Genomic DNA, 16,388 nt, shown 5'->3' on the forward strand with positions numbered 1-16,388 from the left:
AAGAGCATTTGTGTATGGCAAACCCGACTCACGCAGACGTTACCCCACACAATATTTTGCTAATCAAGCTGCGCCACCACGGCGATATGCTGCTTACCACGCCGGTTATCAACGCGCTGCGCCAGCGCTATCCGCAGGCCAATATCGATGTGCTGCTCTATAAAGAGACGCGGCCGATGCTGGAGGCGCATCCGGCGATTCGCCAGCTGCACGTTATCGACCGCAAGTGGAAGCAGGAAGGAAGCTGGCGAAAACTGTGCCACGAGCGCGACCTGCTCGCCGCCGTACGTGCCCGCCATTACGATATCGTTATCAATCTCGCCGACCAGTGGCGCAGCGCGCTGATTACCCTGATGAGCGGCGCGCCGCTGCGTATCGGCTTCGCATTCAATAAGCGCAACAACGCCTTCTGGCGGCGCTGCCACAACTGTCTGGTACCGACCCGCAACCATAATCAGCTGCATACGGTCGAGCAGAATATGACGGCGCTGACGCCGCTCGGCATCTCGCCGCAGGGCGCGCGCGCCTCTATGCACTACAGCGCCGTCGACGGACAAAAAGTCGATGCGCTGCTGGCTGCGCAGGGCGTCGACGCGGCGTTTATCGTCTTTCAGCCCACCTCGCGCTGGAACTTTAAGTGCTGGGAGGAGGAGAAGGTCGCCGCGACCATCGACCAGCTGGCGCAGGCGAACCGTAAAGTGGTGCTGACCGCCGCGCCCGACCAGCATGAGATGGCGATGATCGCGCGCATTCAGGCGCTCTGCACGACGCCGCATCTGGTGACGCTGGCGGGACAGCTCACGCTGCCGCAGCTGGCGGCGCTGATCGATCGCGCCCAGCTCTTTATCGGCGTCGACTCCGCGCCGATGCATATGGCCGCCGCGCTCGACACGCCCTGCATTGCGCTGTTTGGGCCAACCAAACTGCAGTTCTGGCGACCATGGGGCGACCATAATCGCGTTATCTGGGCAGGCGATTACGGCCCGCTGCCCAATCCCGATGACATCGATACCAACACCCGCGAGCGCTATCTCAGCGCCATTCCTGTCAACGATGTGGTCGAAGCCGCAAGGGATTTTCTGCATGACTAAATTACGCCTGGCGATCGTCCGACAGAAGTATCGCCCCGACGGCGGCGCCGAACGCTTTATCTCGCGCGCGCTGGAGGCGCTCGGCAGCGAGCAGCTCGATCTCAATATCATCACGCGCAGCTGGCAGGGCACGCTGAATCCCGACTGGCATCTGCACATCTGCAATCCGCCGAAGCTGGGACGGATTTCACGCGAGCGCGGCTTTGCGCGTGCGGCGCGCGCCTGCTGGGAAAAAGAGCGGTTCGATATTGTTCAGAGCCACGAACGCATCGCAGGCTGCGATATTTTTCGCGCTGGCGACGGCGTGCACCGCGTCTGGCTGGAGCAGCGAGCGCGCATCGTCTCGCCATGGCAGCGCATAAGCGCCGCCCTGAGCCCCTATCATCGCTACGTGCTGCAGGCGGAAGCGGAGATGTTCAACGACGCATCCCTGAAGGCGGTCATCTGCAACTCGGAGATGGTGAAGCGCGACATTCTGCGCTGCTTTTCGCTGAGCGCGGAGAAAATTCACGTCATTCATAACGCCATCGACGCTCAGCGCTTTCAGCCCGCCAGCGAGGCGAGCCGCCGTGCGACGCGCCAGCAGCTGCAGCTGCCGGAGAAGGCGACGGTGCTCATCTACGTCGGATCCGGCTTCGAGCGTAAAGGGTTAAAGGCGGCGATCGAGGCGCTGGCGAACAGCGACCGCTATCTGATTGTGGTCGGCCAGGACAAGCAGCTGTCGCGCTATCAGCAGCTCGCCAGTCAGCTCAACTGCCTCGACAGGCTGCGGTTTGTCGGCGTGCAGCAGGATGTGCAGCCCTTCTACCACGCCGCCGACGGCCTGCTGCTGCCGACGCTTTACGATCCCTTTCCGAATGTCGTGCTGGAGGCGATGGCCTGCGGCCTGCCGGTAATCACCAGCACCGGCTGCGGCGGCGCGGAATTTATTACCGCTGGTCAGGAAGGCTTCGTTTGCGATGCGTTAGATATCAAGGCGTTGAACCAGGCAATTATGGCGATACCGGCGCTTTCGGTTGATTCGCGTTTTGGCGAAGCTGCAAGGCGCAGAATCGAGCCTTACGGGCCTCAGCGTCTGGCGCAGTCGCTGACTTCGCTTTATCAGCAGGTCCTGCTGCGTCGCTGACAAAGTGGTGAGCGTATTTAGGCTTTCTGGTAACATAGATTGATTTATGTGAAATTTTTTCTGCCAGGCTGTCGAAACGATAACTATGACAACCCTCTATACCGTTCTGCTCTACCTCATCCAGCCGCTCATCTGGCTGCGCCTTTGGCTGCGCGGTCGTAAAGCGCCGGCGTACCGTAAACGCTGGGCTGAGCGCTACGGCTACTGCACGGGAAAAGTGGAGCCGGATGGCATCGTGCTGCACTCGGTCTCCGTCGGCGAAACCCTGGCAGCCGTTCCGCTGGTGCGCGCGCTGCGTCATCGTTATCCGACCCTGCCGATCACCGTGACCACTATGACGCCGACCGGCTCGGAGCGCGCGCAGTCGGCGTTTGGTAAAGATGTACATCACGTTTATCTGCCTTACGATCTGCCTGGCGCCATCAACCGCTTCCTCGATACGGTCAATCCGCGGCTGGTGATCATCATGGAAACCGAGCTGTGGCCCAATATTATCCGCATCCTGCATCAGCGGCAGATCCCGCTGGTCATCGCCAACGCGCGCCTGTCGGAGCGTTCTGCGAAAGGCTATCGCAAGCTGGGCGGCTTTATGCGCGACCTGCTGCAGCGCATTACCCTGATTGCCGCGCAAAATACGGAAGATGCCGACCGCTTTCTTGCGCTGGGGCTGAAACGCTCGCAGCTGGCGGTGACCGGCAGCCTGAAATTCGACATTTCCGTTACGCCTGAACTGGCCGCCAGAGCGATAACGCTGCGTCGTCAGTGGGCGCCGCGCCGTCCGGTCTGGATCGCCACCAGCACCCACGAAGGCGAAGAGGCGATCGTGCTGGACGCCCATCGCCGCCTGCTGCAAACCTTTCCCGATCTGCTGTTGATTCTGGTGCCGCGCCATCCAGAGCGCTTTACCGATGCGCGCAACCTGACGCAGAAACGCAACTTCAGCTTTATCCTGCGCAGCAGCGGCGAAATTCCTTCCGGTTCGACTCAGGTGGTAATTGGCGACACCATGGGTGAGCTGATGCTGCTTTACGGCATCGCCGACCTCGCTTTCGTTGGCGGCAGCCTGGTCGAGCGCGGCGGACACAATCCCCTCGAGCCGGCCGCCCATGCCCTTCCGGTGCTGATGGGCCCCCATATCTGGAACTTCAAGGATATCTGCGCCAGGCTGCAACAGGCGCAGGGGCTGATTACCGTCACCGACGTAATCTCGCTGGAGAAAGAGGTGACCAATCTGTTGCAGGATGAGGATTACCGTCTGTATTACGGCCGTCACGCGGTCGAGGTGCTGCACCAGAATCAGGGCGCGCTGCAGCGTTTGCTGCAGCTGCTTGAACCCCATTTACCGCCGCGGGCCCACTGATGAGCGCTCGCCAACGCCTTTCCGTGGTGATGATCGCCAAAAACGAAGCGGCGCTGCTGCCCGACTGTCTCGCCTCCGTCAGCTGGGCGGACGAGATTATCCTGCTGGACGCTGGCAGCAGCGACGAGACCGCCGAGATTGCGCGCCAGGCTGGCGCTAAAGTCTATCGCGCCGAGGCGTGGGCCGGATTCGGCAAACAGCGCCAGCGCGCGCAGCGCTACGCCACCGGCGAGATGATTCTGATGATCGATGCCGACGAGCGCGTGACGCCGACGCTGCGCGCCAGCATTGAAGCGGTACTGACGCAGCCGCCTTCCAGCACCGTCTACAGCCTGAACCGCAGCAACCTCTTTCTCGGCCGCTTTATGCGCCACAGCGGCTGGTACCCGGATCGCGTTATGCGTCTCTATCCGCGCGCGCTGAGCTATAACGACAATCTGGTACACGAATCGCTGGAGACGCAGGGCGCCCCGGTGTTGCGGCTGCAGGGCGACCTGCAACATCTCACCTGCCGCGACCTGATCGTTTTCCAGCAGAAGCAGCTGGCCTACGCCGCCGCCTGGGCGCAGGAGCGCCATGAGCGCGGCAAGCGCTGCGGCCTCTTCTCGATCTTTTCCCATACGCTGGGCGCCTTTCTGAAAACGCTTCTGCTGCGCGCAGGCTTTCTCGACGGCAAACAGGGCTGGATTCTGGCCGTGGTTAACGCCCAGTACACCTTCAACAAATATTCCGCGCTGTGGGCGCTGAATCATGCCGCAGACAAAGGCCGTCTATGAGCACTAAAGCGATTTATCCCGGCACTTTCGATCCCGTTACGCTTGGCCATCTCGATATCGTGACGCGCGCCGCGCAGATGTTTGATCGGGTGGTGCTGGCGGTCGCCGCCAGCCCGAGCAAGAAGCCGATGTTTAGCCTGGACGAGCGCGTCGAGCTGGCGCGAAACATGGTGGCGCATCTGCCGAACGTCGAGGTGGCGGGATTTAGCGATCTGATGGCGAACTTCGCCCGGGCGCAGCAGGCCAACGTGCTGGTGCGCGGCCTGCGCGCGGTTTCCGACTTCGAGTATGAGATGCAGCTCGCCCATATGAACCGCCATCTGCTGCCGACGCTGGAGAGCGTGTTTCTGATGCCGACCGAGGGCTTCTCTTTCGTCTCCTCTTCGCTGGTCAAAGAGGTGGCGCGCCACGGCGGCGACGTCAGCGCCTTTCTACCGGCGCATGTGCTGCAGGCGTTGCTGGCGAAGCTGGCCTGATTAACGCTGGCAGTGGGGGCACCAGAAGGTGCTGCGCTGCCCATGCTTGCCGCTGACGATCGGCGTACCGCAGGCGCGACACGGCTCGCCGGCGCGGCCGTAAACCTGTAGCTCCTGAGCGAAATAGCCGGGCTTGCCGTCGCTCTGTAAAAAGTCGCGCAGCGTGGTGCCGCCCTGCTCTATCGAGCGCAGCAGCACCGCCTTGATGGTCGCGGCCAGACGCTGCGCCTCTTCATCGCTCAGGCTCATCGCCGGACGATCGGGCAGGATCCCAGCCGTGAACAGCGACTCGCTGGCGTAGATATTGCCGACGCCGACCACCACCTTATTGTCCATCAGCCACTGTTTAACCGCCGTACGCTTGCCGCGCGACTTCTCATAGAGATAGCTGCCGCTAAAGGCGTCGCTGAGCGGCTCAGGCCCCAGGTGCGCCAGCACGTTGCTTCCTTCGGGGTCGGTGCTCCACAGCCAGGCGCCGAAGCGGCGCGGATCGGTGTAGCGCAGCACTTTGCCATTGCTCATCACTAAATCGACATGATCGTGCTTTGCGGCGGGCTGCTCTTCCGGCAGCACGCGCAGGCTGCCGGACATACCGAGGTGGATAATGATCCAGCCGTGCGGCAGCTCCAGCAGCAGATATTTGGCGCGGCGCTGCACGCTCAGCACAGGCTGATCGCTGAGCGCATGGATCTCCTGCGACACCGGCCAGCGCAGGCGGCCATTGCGCACCACCGCATGTAAAATTTTTTCGCCCACCAGATGCGGTTCTATGCCGCGTCGGCTGGTTTCAACCTCGGGTAATTCCGGCATGTTCTCTCCTCATAAAGCGGCAAAAACAAAAAACCCGGCCGAAGCCGGGTTTTTCACAGAACACCAAAATTATTTAATTTTGGCTTCTTTGTAGATCACGTGCTGACGTACAACCGGATCGAACTTTTTCAGTTCCAGCTTCTCAGGTTTAGTACGTTTGTTCTTCGTGGTGGTATAGAAGTGACCTGTACCAGCAGAGGAAACCAGCTTGATCTTCTCACGAATACCTTTAGCCATGATTCAGTTCCTTAGTACTTCTCACCACGGGCGCGGATTTCGGCCAGAACCGTATCGATGCCCTTTTTATCAATAACACGCATACCTTTAGCAGATACACGAAGAGTAACGAAGCGCTTCTCGCTCTCAACCCAAAAACGGTGTGAGTGCAGGTTCGGAAGGAAACGGCGTTTCGTCGCGTTCATTGCGTGGGAACGGTTGTTACCGGTCACCGGACGCTTTCCAGTTACCTGGCAGACTCGTGACATGTCTATTCTCCAAAAATCAAATCAGCTCGAGCTTTAAAAACTAGGTCTTGGCCGCCTCGTCAGGCTCATAGCCCGCCAGGCGAGTTCCATGTGAACCCGCTAAGCTGGCCCAAACGCCAAACCCGAGATTCTCAAAGGTGGCGTAGTATACGCCGCTCAGCGCAAGTGCTCAAGTCCCGAACAGATAAAGATCCCTGAAGATCGTGCAAAAACCCGCCATCTGCACCTGCAGGCCCTGGCTTTTTACAGCCAGCCACGCTCCGCAAAAGAGACATATTCGCCGTGACCGATCACCAGATGATCGAGCAGGCGTATATTCAGCAGGGTGCAGGCCGCGCTGACCTTATGCGTAATATGGCGATCGGCGCGGCTCGGCTCCGCCATGCCGGAAGGGTGATTGTGCGCGAGAATAAGCGCCGCCGCGTTAAGCTTCAGCGCCTCGCGCACGATTTCGCGCGGATGTACCTCGACGCTGCTAATAGAGCCCATAAAGATCTTCTGCGCCTGCAATACGCGGTGCTGGTTATCAAGAAACAGCGCCATAAAGATTTCCCGCTCCTGATGCGCCAGTACGCTCTGCAAATAGTGTCGCGTGACCTGCGGGTTCGCCATCACATCTTCCCGCGCCATCTGGCTGGCGAAAAAGCGCCGCGCCAGTTCGGCGATGGCGTGCAGCTGCGCCAGCTTGGCGGCACCGACGCCTTTTATCTCGTCGAACTCCGCTGGCGCCGCGGTCATAAGGTGGTAAAGGGAGCCAAACCGCTGCAGCATCTGCTGCGCCAGCGTGATGACATTCGCACCGACCGTGCCGGTGCGCAGAAAGATCGCCAGCAGCTCGACGTCGCTTAACGCCTCTGCGCCCATCAACCGCAATTTTTCCCGTGGTGTTATATCGTCCATAAATGCCTCCTGCCGTTGACGACATCATGGTCAAATACTGTATACTTAACCAGTAACCTCTGCCGGATTTACGAGGCGGCTCGCAAACGCAGGAGGTGAAAAGGCGCGGGGTCGGCTTTATGATACAGTCCTGCCACCCGGCCGCGCCTGACGCGGCATCCAGCGAAATGAGGCCTACAGCATGATGGGATTAGCCGGAAAAAAAATTCTGCTTGGCGTGAGCGGCGGCATCGCGGCATACAAAGCGCCCGAGCTGGTGCGTCGCCTGCGCGATCGCGGCGCCGAGGTGCGCGTGATGATGACGCCCGCCGCCAAAGCCTTTATTACGCCGCTCAGCCTGCAGGCCGTTTCCGGCCATCCGGTATTCGAAGACCTGCTCGATCCCGCGGCCGAAGCGGCGATGGGCCATATCGAACTGGCGAAATGGGCCGATTTAGTGGTGCTGGCGCCGGCGTCGGCCGACCTTATCGCCCGTTTGAATGCCGGCATGGCCAACGATCTGGTGACCACCGCCTGTCTCGCCACCGCCGCGCCCGTGGCGGTGGTGCCGGCGATGAATCAGCAGATGTATCGCGCCGCCGTCACGCAGCATAACCTGCAGCAGCTTGCGGCGCGCGGCCTGCTGATTTGGGGGCCCGACAGCGGCAGCCAGGCGTGCGGCGACGTAGGCCCTGGCCGCATGCTCGACCCGCTGGCGATTGTCGACCATGCCATGCAGTGGGCGTCGCCCGTCAACGATCTGCAACATCTCAACATTATGATCACCGCCGGTCCAACGCGCGAGGCGCTCGACCCGGTGCGCTATATCAGCAACCACAGCTCCGGCAAGATGGGCTTCGCCATTGCCGCCGCCGCCGCCAGCCGCGGTGCCAGCGTGACGCTGGTGAGTGGTCCGGTGAGCCTGCCAACGCCGGCGGCGGTTCGCCGTATCGACGTGACCTCCGCGCTGGAGATGGAGGCCGCCGTCATGGCGGACGCGGCGAAACAAGACATTTTTATCGCCAGCGCCGCGGTAGCGGACTATCGCGCCGCGACCATCGCGGCGGAAAAAATGAAAAAGCAGGGCGGCGAAGATGATGCCGTCACGCTCCAGCTGGTGAAAAATCCGGATATCGTAGCGGGCGTTGCCGCGATGCCGCAGAACCGGCCCTACGTGGTTGGATTTGCCGCAGAAACCCAGAATGTGGAAGAATACGCACGACAAAAACGGGTAAGAAAAAATCTGGACCTGATCTGCGCTAACGACGTAGCGAAAGCCGGACAGGGATTTAACAGCGATACCAATGCGCTTCACCTTTTTTGGCAGGAGGGAGAAAAGCGCTTACCGCTCAGCGATAAGACGCTCCTTGGCCAACATTTATTAGACGAGATTGTCCGCCTTTATGATGAAAAAAATCGACGTAAAGATTCTTGATGCGCGCGTGGGCGCGGAGTTTCCGCTGCCAACCTACGCAACTTCTGGCTCCGCCGGGCTCGATTTACGTGCCTGCCTGGAGAGCGCGCTGGAAATCACGCCCGGTATGACCACGCTGGTACCGACCGGTCTGGCAATCCACATCGGCGATCCCAGCCTGGCGGCGGTTATCCTGCCGCGCTCTGGCCTGGGACATAAGCACGGCATCGTGCTGGGCAATCTGGTAGGCCTGATCGACTCTGACTATCAGGGCCAGCTGATGGTATCGGTCTGGAACCGCGGCCAGCAGAGCTTTACGCTGCAGCCAGGGGATCGTCTTGCGCAGCTGGTCTTCGTACCGGTGGTTCAGGCTGAGTTCAACCTGGTGGAAGATTTCGACGCCAGCGCCCGTGGGGAAGGCGGCTTCGGTCATTCAGGCCGTCAGTAACGCCCATTTTTGCTTAACCATCTGTTTATTTCCACTCAGCCTTAAGCCTCGCGCTTAGGGCTGACAGGAAGGTGTGCCTGTTTAAGGTGAATTTCAGGGGTTTTTAAGGTCATGGCAGAAAAAAAACTCGCCAAACGGAACCGTCGCGAAGAAATTTTGCAGGCGTTGGCGCAAATGCTGGAGTCCAGTGACGGTAGCCAGCGCATCACCACCGCCAAGCTGGCGGCCAGCGTCGGCGTTTCTGAAGCGGCGCTCTATCGCCACTTTCCCAGCAAAACGCGCATGTTTGACAGCCTGATTGAGTTTATTGAAGACAGTCTGATTACCCGCATCAATCTGATCCTGAAAGATGAAAAAGAGACGATGGCGCGCCTGCGTCTTATCGTGCAGCTGATTCTGGGATTTGGTGAGCGTAATCCGGGGCTGACCCGTATTTTGACCGGCCACGCGCTGATGTTCGAGCAGGATCGCCTGCAGGGACGCATCAATCAGCTGTTTGAGCGTATTGAAGTGCAGCTGCGCCAGGTGATGCGCGAACGCAGAATGCGTGAAGGCGAAGGCTTTGAGACGGACGAGGCGCTGCTGGCGAGTCAGCTGCTGGCCTTTTGCGAAGGCATCCTGTCGCGTTACGTGCGCTCGGAGTTTCGTTTTCGGCCGACCGCCGACTTTGATATTCGCTGGCCGCTGCTGGCCGCGCAGCTGGTGTAGCCCGCGTACGCCAGCCGGGCTGGCTTCCCTTTCCCTGGCGGGAAAAGGAAGCCATTGGCATCAGATGCCGTACTCTTTCTGATAGGCGCGCACTTTCGCCAGATGATCCGCCATTTCCGGCTTCTCTTCCAGGTAGCTAATCAGCTCCTTCAGGGTAATGATGGCGGTAACCTGACATTTATAGTCGCGCTCCACCTCCTGAATTGCTGAAATATCGCCGCGTCCGCGCTCCTGTCGATCCAGGGAAATCAGCACGCCCGCCAGCGTGGCGTTATGCGCATTGATGATGTCCATCGATTCGCGTATCGCCGTGCCGGCGGTGATGACGTCATCTACCAGCATAACGCGGCCCGCCAGCGGGCTCCCTACCAGCAGACCGCCTTCGCCATGGTCTTTTGCCTCTTTGCGGTTGAAGCAGTAAGGCACGTCGCGGTCATGGTGATCGGCCAGCGCCACGGCGGTGGTCGTGGCGATAGGAATGCCTTTATAGGCCGGCCCGAACAGCAGATCGAAGTCGACGCCGCCGTCCACTAACGCCTGCGCGTAGAAACGGCCCAGCAGCGCCAGATCGCGACCGCTGTTAAACAGGCCGGCATTGAAAAAATAGGGGCTTTTACGGCCAGACTTCAGGGTAAATTCGCCGAACTTCAGCACCTGCTTGTTCAGGGCGAATTCAATAAACTGACGCTGCCAGGCTTTCATCTCTCACTCCTCTCGCAAAAAAAAGGCGACTCTCTGGTCGCCTGGTAAATCAGTTGTTCAGCGCTGCTTTCTGCGCCTGAATCAGTTCCTCAATGCCGCCGCGCGCCAGCGCGAGCAGGGAGAGCAACTCCTCATGGCTGAACGGCTCGCCTTCCGCCGTGCCCTGCACTTCGATCATGCGGCCATCTTCCAGCATCACCACGTTCATGTCGGTTTCGGCAGCGGAGTCTTCTACATACTCCAGATCGCAGCGCGCTTCGCCTTCAACGATGCCGACAGAAATTGCCGCCACCATGCCCTTCATCGGGTTCGCTTTCAGCTTGCCGTCGGCCACCAGCTTGTTCAGCGCATCGGCCAGCGCCACGCAAGCGCCGGTAATCGACGCGGTACGGGTGCCGCCGTCAGCCTGAATCACGTCGCAGTCCAGCGTGATGGTAAATTCGCCCAGCGCTTTAAGATCGACCGCCGCGCGCAGCGAGCGCGCGATCAGGCGCTGGATTTCCAGCGTCCGTCCGCCCTGTTTGCCTTTGGCCGCTTCACGCGCCATACGGCTATGGGTGGAGCGCGGCAGCATGCCATATTCGGCGGTTACCCAGCCTTGTCCCTGCCCTTTCAGGAAACGCGGGACACTCTCTTCCACGGTAGCAGTGCAGAGCACTTTGGTTTCACCGAACTCTACCAGCACTGAGCCCTCGGCATGTTTGGTGTAGTTTCGGGTCAGGGTGACGGGACGCACCTGCTGTGCGCTTCGGCCTGCTGGACGCATGGTAATCTCCGGCTGAAATGAATTGGCTGCGCATTATACGGACTTCCTCGCCGCCTGTCTTGCTGACGGGGTGACGCATTGGCGGATGAATTTCCGCGCGGTCTGTGGCTAAATGCGCCTTCCTCACTCACTGAAAATAAAAGTATGACCTCAATTCTGCATTTCCTGCTGGCGCTGGCGGTGATTTTCGCCCTTGCGCTGCTGGTCAGTCATGACCGCAAACAGATACGCCTGCGTTATATCGTGCAGCTGATCGTGGTGGAAGCCGCGCTGGGCTGGTTTTTCCTGCACGCCGCCAGCGGACAGGCGGCGGTCGGCGCCTTCAGCGGCTTTTTTGAAAAGCTGCTGACCTTCGCCGCGCAGGGCACCGACTTCGTGTTTGGCAATATGAGCAAGCAAGGGCTGGCCTTTATTTTTCTTGGCGTGCTCTGCCCTATCGTGTTTATCTCGGCGCTCATCGGCATTCTGCAGCACTGGCGCATTCTGCCGCTGCTGATTCGGCTGGTGGGCACGCTGCTGTCGAAAGTTAACGGCATGGGCAAACTTGAGTCGTTCAACGCCGTCAGCACGCTGGTCCTCGGCCAGTCGGAGAACTTTATCGCCTATAAAGGTATTCTGGCCGATATTCCGCCGAAACGCCTTTACACCATGGCCGCCACGGCGATGTCCACCGTGTCGCTCTCTATCGTCGGCGCCTATATGTCGATGATCGAGCCGAAATATGTGGTCGCCGCGCTGCTGCTCAATATGTTCAGCACCTTTATTATTCTCTCGATTATCAATCCCGGCAAAGCGCAGGATGAAGTGGCGATCCCGCTCGACAAGCTGCATGAAGAGCAAAGCTTTTTCGAGATGCTCGGCGAGTACATCCTGGCGGGCTTTAAGGTCGCGATGATTATCCTGGCGATGCTGATCGGCTTTATCGCGCTGATTGCCGCGGTCAACGCGCTGTTCAGCGCGCTGTTTGGCTACAGCTTCCAGCAGATCCTCGGCTATCTCTTCTATCCATTCGCCTGGCTGATCGGCATTCCCGCCGCCGACGCGCTGCAGGCCGCCAGCATTATGGCGACCAAACTGGTGGCGAACGAGTTTGTGGCGATGATTGAGCTGCAGAAGGTGGCGGCCGGCATGACGCCGCGCGGGCTGGGTATTCTCTCTGTGTTCCTGGTGTCGTTCGCCAACGTCGCCTCGATCGGCATCGTCGCCGGCGCGATCAAAGGACTGAACGAACAGCAGGGCAATGTGGTTTCCCGGTTCGGCTGGAAGCTGGTTTACGGCTCCACGCTGGTGAGCCTGCTGTCGGCAGCCTTCGCCGGTCTGTTTATCTAATCTCTGCACGGCGGCCTTCTAGCCGCCGTTTTTATTCAAAATCCTACACACACCGGCGCATCAACGCGCATCACTGACTCCTGGGCAAAGCGTTGCTTGTAAAGCGTGCGCAGCGCCTCGATATCATCGTTGACGCCCTTCTCCGTGCCGTGAATAAGCATTAGCGCCTTGCTCGGCTCGCGCGCCAGCTTGCCGCTTTGCTCCAGCCACTGACCGCTGGCGTCGTAGACGCTGAGTCCCGCTTTAAAGCGCGGCGTCACCTCTTTGTCCAGAAACTGCTGCCAGTCGTCGCGGCTCACCATTCCGCCCTGCGGTTTGCTGAGACCGAACCAGAGCGTGGTCTGCATCATCATTTCACCGCCGGCGCACACGGCAATCGGTTTGGTCGGCGGCGGGAGCGGGCGCGGCGCCTGGCAACCGGCCAGCAGCGCGGCCAGCGCCACGGAAAGGGCAACAGAGCGGAACATCGACGGTATCCTTATCAAAACGGTTAGCAGCCATCATAAGTGTCTGTCCACAAAAGCGGAAATGTTTCCTTATTCGCCCACGCCTGCGCTTATGCCTGTTAGCGCGCGGCGGGTGTCGCTATACTTGCTGCATAATTTCTGACAAAGAGTAGCCGATTATGATCCGCAGTATGACCGCTTACGCCCGCCGCGAAGCCAAAGGCACCTGGGGCAGCGCCGCCTGGGAGCTTCGCTCCGTTAACCAGCGTTACCTTGAAACCTATATCCGTCTGCCGGAGCAGTTTCGCAGTCTGGAGCCGGTTATCCGCGAACGCATTCGTCAGCGCCTGACGCGCGGCAAAATCGAGTGCAACCTGCGTTTCGACGCCGATCCCGGCGCGCAGGGCGAACTGATGCTGAATGAAACCCTGGCGAAGCAGCTGGTGCAGGCCGCCAACTGGGTGAAGATGCAGAGCGACGAAGGCGCCATCAATCCGATGGACATTCTGCGCTGGCCCGGCGTGATGTCCGCGCAGGAACAAGACCTTGATGCGATTAACGCCCAGCTGCTGAGCGCGCTGGACGGCGCGCTGGATGACTTCATCGTCGCGCGCGAAAGCGAAGGCGCAGCGCTGAAAGCCATGATTGAGCAGCGACTCGACGGCGTGAAGCAGGAAGTGGCGAAAGTGCGCGCCCAGATGCCAGAGATCCTGAAATGGCAGCGCGAGCGCCTGGTGGCGAAGCTGGAAGAGGCGGAAGTGCAGCTGGAAAACAACCGTCTCGAGCAGGAGCTGGTGATGATGGCGCAGCGTATCGACGTTGCGGAAGAGCTGGATCGTCTGGAGGCGCATGTTAAAGAGACCTATAACATCCTCGGCAAAAAAGAGGCCGTTGGCCGCCGCCTCGACTTTATGATGCAGGAGTTCAACCGCGAATCGAACACGCTGGGGTCGAAATCGATCAATGCGGACGTGACCGCATCGGCGATTGAGCTGAAGGTATTAATTGAACAGATGCGCGAGCAGATTCAGAACATCGAATAAGAATTTAGAAAGTATCATCAGGACGCACAAACCCAACAAAGCCCGCATAATGACGGGCTTTGTTGTTATCAGGAGCTATCATAACGTCGTACTAAAGCGCATGATTACCGGAAAGAGATCGCCGCAGGTCTTAACCCTAAACAGTTTGCCGAAGTGCTGAAAAACGCTGGGATGCTGATACCCCCTAACAGCGGGCGCGGCTATCAGCGCAAGTCTCCACGCATTCAGGGACGGCAGTTTAATGTATACGTCCTCAGCCATCTGCCGGAGGATTACGGGCTGGCGGGCAGTGAACCAACTGAACGAAAATATTTCCGTTGTGTATGCATCACCGGCCAGAATAAATCCTTTTCTGGCCGGTACCGGATTCAGTGCTTATGCTACCGCATCGTCTGAGTTGAACTCGATGTGAATCCGGTCATAGGGCAGCACGATTTTATCGCCCTGCTTATCCAGCACGCCACCATTGAGTAATGACTGGACATCGTTATAAACGCCGCGAAAGTCACGACCTACCAGCCGCGAAAGTTTCCGGATAGATATGGCTTCTTTGCCCTCCATCGCCTTAATGATTTGCCAGCGATTAGGTGCAAGCATCGTTTTTGCCAGTTGTTCTACAGTGGGAAATACCAGCTCTGAGCCTATAAAATCCCCGCTCATGGCGCGTGACGCATCAAACATTGCCGCCCGGAAAGCATCGTCAGCGGCCATCACTCTGACTGTTAATACTCGCATGGTGTTACCTCCTCAGCAGGCTAATATCGTTCTGAAAGCTGGCTATCAGGTTCTCAATGCTGGTGAACAAAACCGGATATTCTCGATCGCCAATATGCTTATGGTCTCATTTGCCGCGCTCGTTGTCATAACGCATCACGCAGACACCTTCCACGATGTAAGCCAGGCTGTATTTATACTGGTGTTTGCTTCCCAGTATTGCCGGGGCGACCTGTAAAATGCGGATAGTGGCGAAAGCATTGTCTGCTATCTGGATACGCCGATTCATTAACTCGACAGCGGGCATAGAAACATCTCCTTGTTGATGTAAACGATAACATCAACAAGTCTGTGATGTAAATAAATACATCATTAGTTAAGGACTCACGGTTTCCGTGTACACAAGGGTGTACCTAATGAGAAAACGTATTTCAGAAAACCCAGTAAAAAATAAGGCGCTGGGCGCCCTACTCAATAAACAGATTTAACAGTCGACGCCTGCTGAACGAAAGGCTCGCCTCCAGGCGAGCTTTTGGCTGTTTTCTCTCCCCCCCTAGCGTAAACACTGCGTAAATAAACATAAGCATTCATTTCCAGACCACTCTTAATGTTAGCTCGCCTGCTATAGGCTACTCCGCCGAAAATATAATAAGCCACTGTTTATAATGGTTATTTATCCAGGAGCATCATTCCTGCCTACGATAATCACTCCCTCAATGAAACATTCATCTCCATATGATTCTACGGTTTCACTTTCTTTCGTGGCACTTTTTGCTAATGTGCCGGTCCGATTGACTACAAGCTGTAACGCTGGGGAACTTAGGGAAGTGCTTCTTTATGCGATACATACACTCATCACATAAAGGTGCGCTATGAAAAAGACCGGAGCTTTCTGCCGTTCAATGCTGCATCCGCGTTACTGGTTAACCTGGCTAGGTCTGGGCATCCTGTGGCTGCTGGTTCAGCTTCCTTATCCTGTTCTGATGCGTCTCGGCGCCAACGCCGGCACGCTTTCTCGTCATTTCCTTAAGCGTCGGGAACGAATTACGCGACGCAATATCGAACTCTGCTTTCCTGGCATTGCCGAACACGACATAGAGCGCATGATCGCGGGCAACTTCGCTTCGCTGGGCATGGCGCTGATGGAAACCGGCATCGCATGGTTCTGGTCGGATCGCGCGGTGAGAAAACTGTTCGACGTGTCAGGCATGCACCATCTGCGCTCCGCTATGGAGCAGAAGCGCGGCGTAATGGTTATCGGCGTGCACTTTATGTCGCTGGAGCTGGGCGGTCGCATCAGCGGTTTGTGCCAGCCGATGATGGCAATGTACCGCCCGCACAATAACCGGGCGATGGAGTGGGCGCAGACCAAAGGCCGTATGCGTTCTAACAAAGCGATGATCGATCGGCGCGATCTGCGCGGCATGGTGCAGGCGCTGAAAAAAGGCGAATCGGTGTGGTTTGCGCCGGATCAGGATTACGGCCCGAAAGGCAGCGTCTTTGCTCCGCTGTTCGCCGTTGAGAAAGCCGCAACCACCAACGGCACCTTCGTTCTGTCGCGCCTGGCCAATCCGGCAATGCTGACCATCTCGCTGATCCGCAATCCCGATAATTATGGCTATCAGCTGATTATCGATCCCGAGCTGGAAAACTACCCGCATACCGATGAAGCTGCCGCCGCCGCCTATATGAACAAGGTGATCGAAAGTCAGATTCTGCGTGCGCCCGAGCAGTATCTGTGGCTGCACCGCCGCTTCAAAACCCGTCCGCCAGGCGAAGCCTCGCTTTACGTTTAGTCTGTTCCGCATCATGACA

Annotated in this window: 20 protein-coding genes; 11 read left to right on the top strand and 9 right to left on the bottom strand. The window is 58.4% G+C overall.

Translation table 11 applies throughout. The features are described 5' to 3' along the window. Positions 1–14 precede the first annotated feature (14 nt). The 5 genes from rfaQ to coaD all read left to right on the top strand — a co-directional run bounded on the left by rfaQ (position 15) and on the right by coaD (position 4,829). Positions 15–1,091: a putative lipopolysaccharide heptosyltransferase III gene (gene rfaQ, locus ACR6A7_RS17685; RefSeq protein WP_434126444.1), complete on the top strand. Its 1,077-nt coding sequence runs from the start codon at positions 15–17 to the stop codon at positions 1,089–1,091. Continuing rightward, positions 1,084–2,217, top strand: a complete 1,134-nt coding sequence (locus ACR6A7_RS17690) for a glycosyltransferase family 4 protein (RefSeq protein WP_434126446.1) — start codon at positions 1,084–1,086, stop codon at positions 2,215–2,217. Before rfaQ ends, ACR6A7_RS17690 begins: the two co-directional genes overlap by 8 nt. Before the next feature lie 85 nt (positions 2,218–2,302). Beyond that, a complete protein-coding gene (waaA, locus tag ACR6A7_RS17695; protein WP_434126447.1) occupies positions 2,303–3,577 on the top strand; it encodes a lipid IV(A) 3-deoxy-D-manno-octulosonic acid transferase in 1,275 nt (424 codons plus the stop codon). Further along, positions 3,577–4,353: a glycosyltransferase family 2 protein gene (locus ACR6A7_RS17700; RefSeq protein WP_434126448.1), complete on the top strand. Its 777-nt coding sequence runs from the start codon at positions 3,577–3,579 to the stop codon at positions 4,351–4,353. Before waaA ends, ACR6A7_RS17700 begins: the two co-directional genes overlap by 1 nt. Then, a complete protein-coding gene (coaD, locus tag ACR6A7_RS17705; protein WP_434126450.1) occupies positions 4,350–4,829 on the top strand; it encodes a pantetheine-phosphate adenylyltransferase in 480 nt (159 codons plus the stop codon). The genes ACR6A7_RS17700 and coaD overlap by 4 nt, the downstream gene beginning before the upstream one ends. Here coaD and mutM read toward each other — a convergent pair whose 3' ends face one another. From mutM to radC, 4 genes are all read right to left on the bottom strand, one after another. After that, the gene (gene mutM, locus ACR6A7_RS17710; protein WP_434126452.1) at positions 4,830–5,639 is read right to left on the bottom strand and encodes a bifunctional DNA-formamidopyrimidine glycosylase/DNA-(apurinic or apyrimidinic site) lyase; all 810 of its coding nucleotides are present in this window, start codon (positions 5,637–5,639) and stop codon (positions 4,830–4,832) included. Positions 5,640–5,708: 69 nt separating this feature from the next. Beyond that, positions 5,709–5,876 (bottom strand): 50S ribosomal protein L33, encoded by a 168-nt coding sequence (gene rpmG, locus ACR6A7_RS17715; protein WP_001051798.1) that lies wholly within the window; start codon positions 5,874–5,876, stop codon positions 5,709–5,711. A gap of 11 nt (positions 5,877–5,887) precedes the next feature. Next, on the bottom strand, positions 5,888–6,124 hold the full coding sequence (gene rpmB, locus ACR6A7_RS17720) for a 50S ribosomal protein L28 (RefSeq protein WP_010616494.1): 237 nt from the start codon (positions 6,122–6,124) through the stop codon (positions 5,888–5,890). Between the two features lie 243 nt (positions 6,125–6,367). Next, a complete protein-coding gene (gene radC, locus ACR6A7_RS17725) occupies positions 6,368–7,024 on the bottom strand; it encodes a RadC family protein (protein WP_434126453.1) in 657 nt (218 codons plus the stop codon). A gap of 184 nt (positions 7,025–7,208) precedes the next feature. Between radC and coaBC the strand changes: the two genes are divergently transcribed. From coaBC to slmA, 3 genes are all read left to right on the top strand, one after another. Then, positions 7,209–8,438, top strand: coding sequence for a bifunctional phosphopantothenoylcysteine decarboxylase/phosphopantothenate--cysteine ligase CoaBC (gene coaBC / locus ACR6A7_RS17730; protein WP_434126509.1), 1,230 nt, complete (start codon positions 7,209–7,211; stop codon positions 8,436–8,438). Next, complete coding sequence (gene dut / locus ACR6A7_RS17735; RefSeq protein WP_434126454.1) at positions 8,407–8,865, top strand: dUTP diphosphatase; 459 nt, start codon at positions 8,407–8,409, stop codon at positions 8,863–8,865. Before coaBC ends, dut begins: the two co-directional genes overlap by 32 nt. A 111-nt stretch (positions 8,866–8,976) precedes the next feature. Further along, on the top strand, positions 8,977–9,573 hold the full coding sequence (gene slmA / locus ACR6A7_RS17740) for a nucleoid occlusion factor SlmA (RefSeq protein WP_434126455.1): 597 nt from the start codon (positions 8,977–8,979) through the stop codon (positions 9,571–9,573). A gap of 60 nt (positions 9,574–9,633) precedes the next feature. Here the strand turns inward: slmA and pyrE are convergent, their stop codons facing one another. Further along, positions 9,634–10,275, bottom strand: a complete 642-nt coding sequence (gene pyrE, locus ACR6A7_RS17745; RefSeq protein ID WP_434126457.1) for an orotate phosphoribosyltransferase — start codon at positions 10,273–10,275, stop codon at positions 9,634–9,636. A gap of 49 nt (positions 10,276–10,324) precedes the next feature. Continuing rightward, positions 10,325–11,041: a ribonuclease PH gene (gene rph / locus ACR6A7_RS17750; RefSeq protein ID WP_033754298.1), complete on the bottom strand. Its 717-nt coding sequence runs from the start codon at positions 11,039–11,041 to the stop codon at positions 10,325–10,327. 144 nt (positions 11,042–11,185) lie between these two features. Here rph and ACR6A7_RS17755 point away from each other — a divergent pair, with 144 nt between their 5' ends. After that, complete coding sequence (locus tag ACR6A7_RS17755) at positions 11,186–12,370, top strand: NupC/NupG family nucleoside CNT transporter (RefSeq protein WP_434126458.1); 1,185 nt, start codon at positions 11,186–11,188, stop codon at positions 12,368–12,370. A 35-nt stretch (positions 12,371–12,405) separates the two neighbouring features. Here ACR6A7_RS17755 and ACR6A7_RS17760 read toward each other — a convergent pair whose 3' ends face one another. Next, complete coding sequence (locus tag ACR6A7_RS17760; RefSeq protein ID WP_434126459.1) at positions 12,406–12,837, bottom strand: DUF3574 domain-containing protein; 432 nt, start codon at positions 12,835–12,837, stop codon at positions 12,406–12,408. A gap of 158 nt (positions 12,838–12,995) precedes the next feature. Between ACR6A7_RS17760 and ACR6A7_RS17765 the strand changes: the two genes are divergently transcribed. Beyond that, positions 12,996–13,859, top strand: a complete 864-nt coding sequence (locus ACR6A7_RS17765; RefSeq protein ID WP_434126461.1) for a YicC/YloC family endoribonuclease — start codon at positions 12,996–12,998, stop codon at positions 13,857–13,859. A 375-nt stretch (positions 13,860–14,234) separates the two neighbouring features. Here the strand turns inward: ACR6A7_RS17765 and ACR6A7_RS17770 are convergent, their stop codons facing one another. After that, on the bottom strand, positions 14,235–14,594 hold the full coding sequence (locus ACR6A7_RS17770) for an HVO_A0114 family putative DNA-binding protein (RefSeq protein WP_434126462.1): 360 nt from the start codon (positions 14,592–14,594) through the stop codon (positions 14,235–14,237). A gap of 106 nt (positions 14,595–14,700) precedes the next feature. Then, positions 14,701–14,880 carry a toxin-antitoxin system TumE family protein gene (locus ACR6A7_RS17775; RefSeq protein WP_434126463.1) on the bottom strand — a complete coding sequence of 60 codons (180 nt, stop codon included), beginning with the start codon at positions 14,878–14,880 and terminating at the stop codon, positions 14,701–14,703. Between the two features lie 565 nt (positions 14,881–15,445). Here ACR6A7_RS17775 and lpxP point away from each other — a divergent pair. Next, positions 15,446–16,369: a kdo(2)-lipid IV(A) palmitoleoyltransferase gene (lpxP, locus tag ACR6A7_RS17780; protein ID WP_434126464.1), complete on the top strand. Its 924-nt coding sequence runs from the start codon at positions 15,446–15,448 to the stop codon at positions 16,367–16,369. Positions 16,370–16,388 lie beyond the last annotated feature (19 nt).

Source organism: Pantoea phyllosphaerae (genome assembly GCF_051025595.1).
Taxonomy (GTDB): Bacteria; Pseudomonadota; Gammaproteobacteria; order Enterobacterales; family Enterobacteriaceae; genus Pantoea.

What these genes read in the sequence shown, in the direction of transcription:
- rfaQ (WP_434126444.1), top strand. Translation starts at nt 15, where the DNA reads ATGGCAAACCCGACTCACGCAGACGTTACCCCACACAATATTTTGCTA.
- ACR6A7_RS17690 (WP_434126446.1), top strand. Translation starts at nt 1,084, where the DNA reads ATGACTAAATTACGCCTGGCGATCGTCCGACAGAAGTATCGCCCCGAC.
- waaA (WP_434126447.1), top strand. Translation starts at nt 2,303, where the DNA reads ATGACAACCCTCTATACCGTTCTGCTCTACCTCATCCAGCCGCTCATC.
- ACR6A7_RS17700 (WP_434126448.1), top strand. Translation starts at nt 3,577, where the DNA reads ATGAGCGCTCGCCAACGCCTTTCCGTGGTGATGATCGCCAAAAACGAA.
- coaD (WP_434126450.1), top strand. Translation starts at nt 4,350, where the DNA reads ATGAGCACTAAAGCGATTTATCCCGGCACTTTCGATCCCGTTACGCTT.
- mutM (WP_434126452.1), bottom strand. Translation starts at nt 5,639, where the DNA reads ATGCCGGAATTACCCGAGGTTGAAACCAGCCGACGCGGCATAGAACCG.
- rpmG (WP_001051798.1), bottom strand. Translation starts at nt 5,876, where the DNA reads ATGGCTAAAGGTATTCGTGAGAAGATCAAGCTGGTTTCCTCTGCTGGT.
- rpmB (WP_010616494.1), bottom strand. Translation starts at nt 6,124, where the DNA reads ATGTCACGAGTCTGCCAGGTAACTGGAAAGCGTCCGGTGACCGGTAAC.
- radC (WP_434126453.1), bottom strand. Translation starts at nt 7,024, where the DNA reads ATGGACGATATAACACCACGGGAAAAATTGCGGTTGATGGGCGCAGAG.
- coaBC (WP_434126509.1), top strand. Translation starts at nt 7,209, where the DNA reads ATGGGATTAGCCGGAAAAAAAATTCTGCTTGGCGTGAGCGGCGGCATC.
- dut (WP_434126454.1), top strand. Translation starts at nt 8,407, where the DNA reads ATGATGAAAAAAATCGACGTAAAGATTCTTGATGCGCGCGTGGGCGCG.
- slmA (WP_434126455.1), top strand. Translation starts at nt 8,977, where the DNA reads ATGGCAGAAAAAAAACTCGCCAAACGGAACCGTCGCGAAGAAATTTTG.
- pyrE (WP_434126457.1), bottom strand. Translation starts at nt 10,275, where the DNA reads ATGAAAGCCTGGCAGCGTCAGTTTATTGAATTCGCCCTGAACAAGCAG.
- rph (WP_033754298.1), bottom strand. Translation starts at nt 11,041, where the DNA reads ATGCGTCCAGCAGGCCGAAGCGCACAGCAGGTGCGTCCCGTCACCCTG.
- ACR6A7_RS17755 (WP_434126458.1), top strand. Translation starts at nt 11,186, where the DNA reads ATGACCTCAATTCTGCATTTCCTGCTGGCGCTGGCGGTGATTTTCGCC.
- ACR6A7_RS17760 (WP_434126459.1), bottom strand. Translation starts at nt 12,837, where the DNA reads ATGTTCCGCTCTGTTGCCCTTTCCGTGGCGCTGGCCGCGCTGCTGGCC.
- ACR6A7_RS17765 (WP_434126461.1), top strand. Translation starts at nt 12,996, where the DNA reads ATGATCCGCAGTATGACCGCTTACGCCCGCCGCGAAGCCAAAGGCACC.
- ACR6A7_RS17770 (WP_434126462.1), bottom strand. Translation starts at nt 14,594, where the DNA reads ATGCGAGTATTAACAGTCAGAGTGATGGCCGCTGACGATGCTTTCCGG.
- ACR6A7_RS17775 (WP_434126463.1), bottom strand. Translation starts at nt 14,880, where the DNA reads ATGCCCGCTGTCGAGTTAATGAATCGGCGTATCCAGATAGCAGACAAT.
- lpxP (WP_434126464.1), top strand. Translation starts at nt 15,446, where the DNA reads ATGAAAAAGACCGGAGCTTTCTGCCGTTCAATGCTGCATCCGCGTTAC.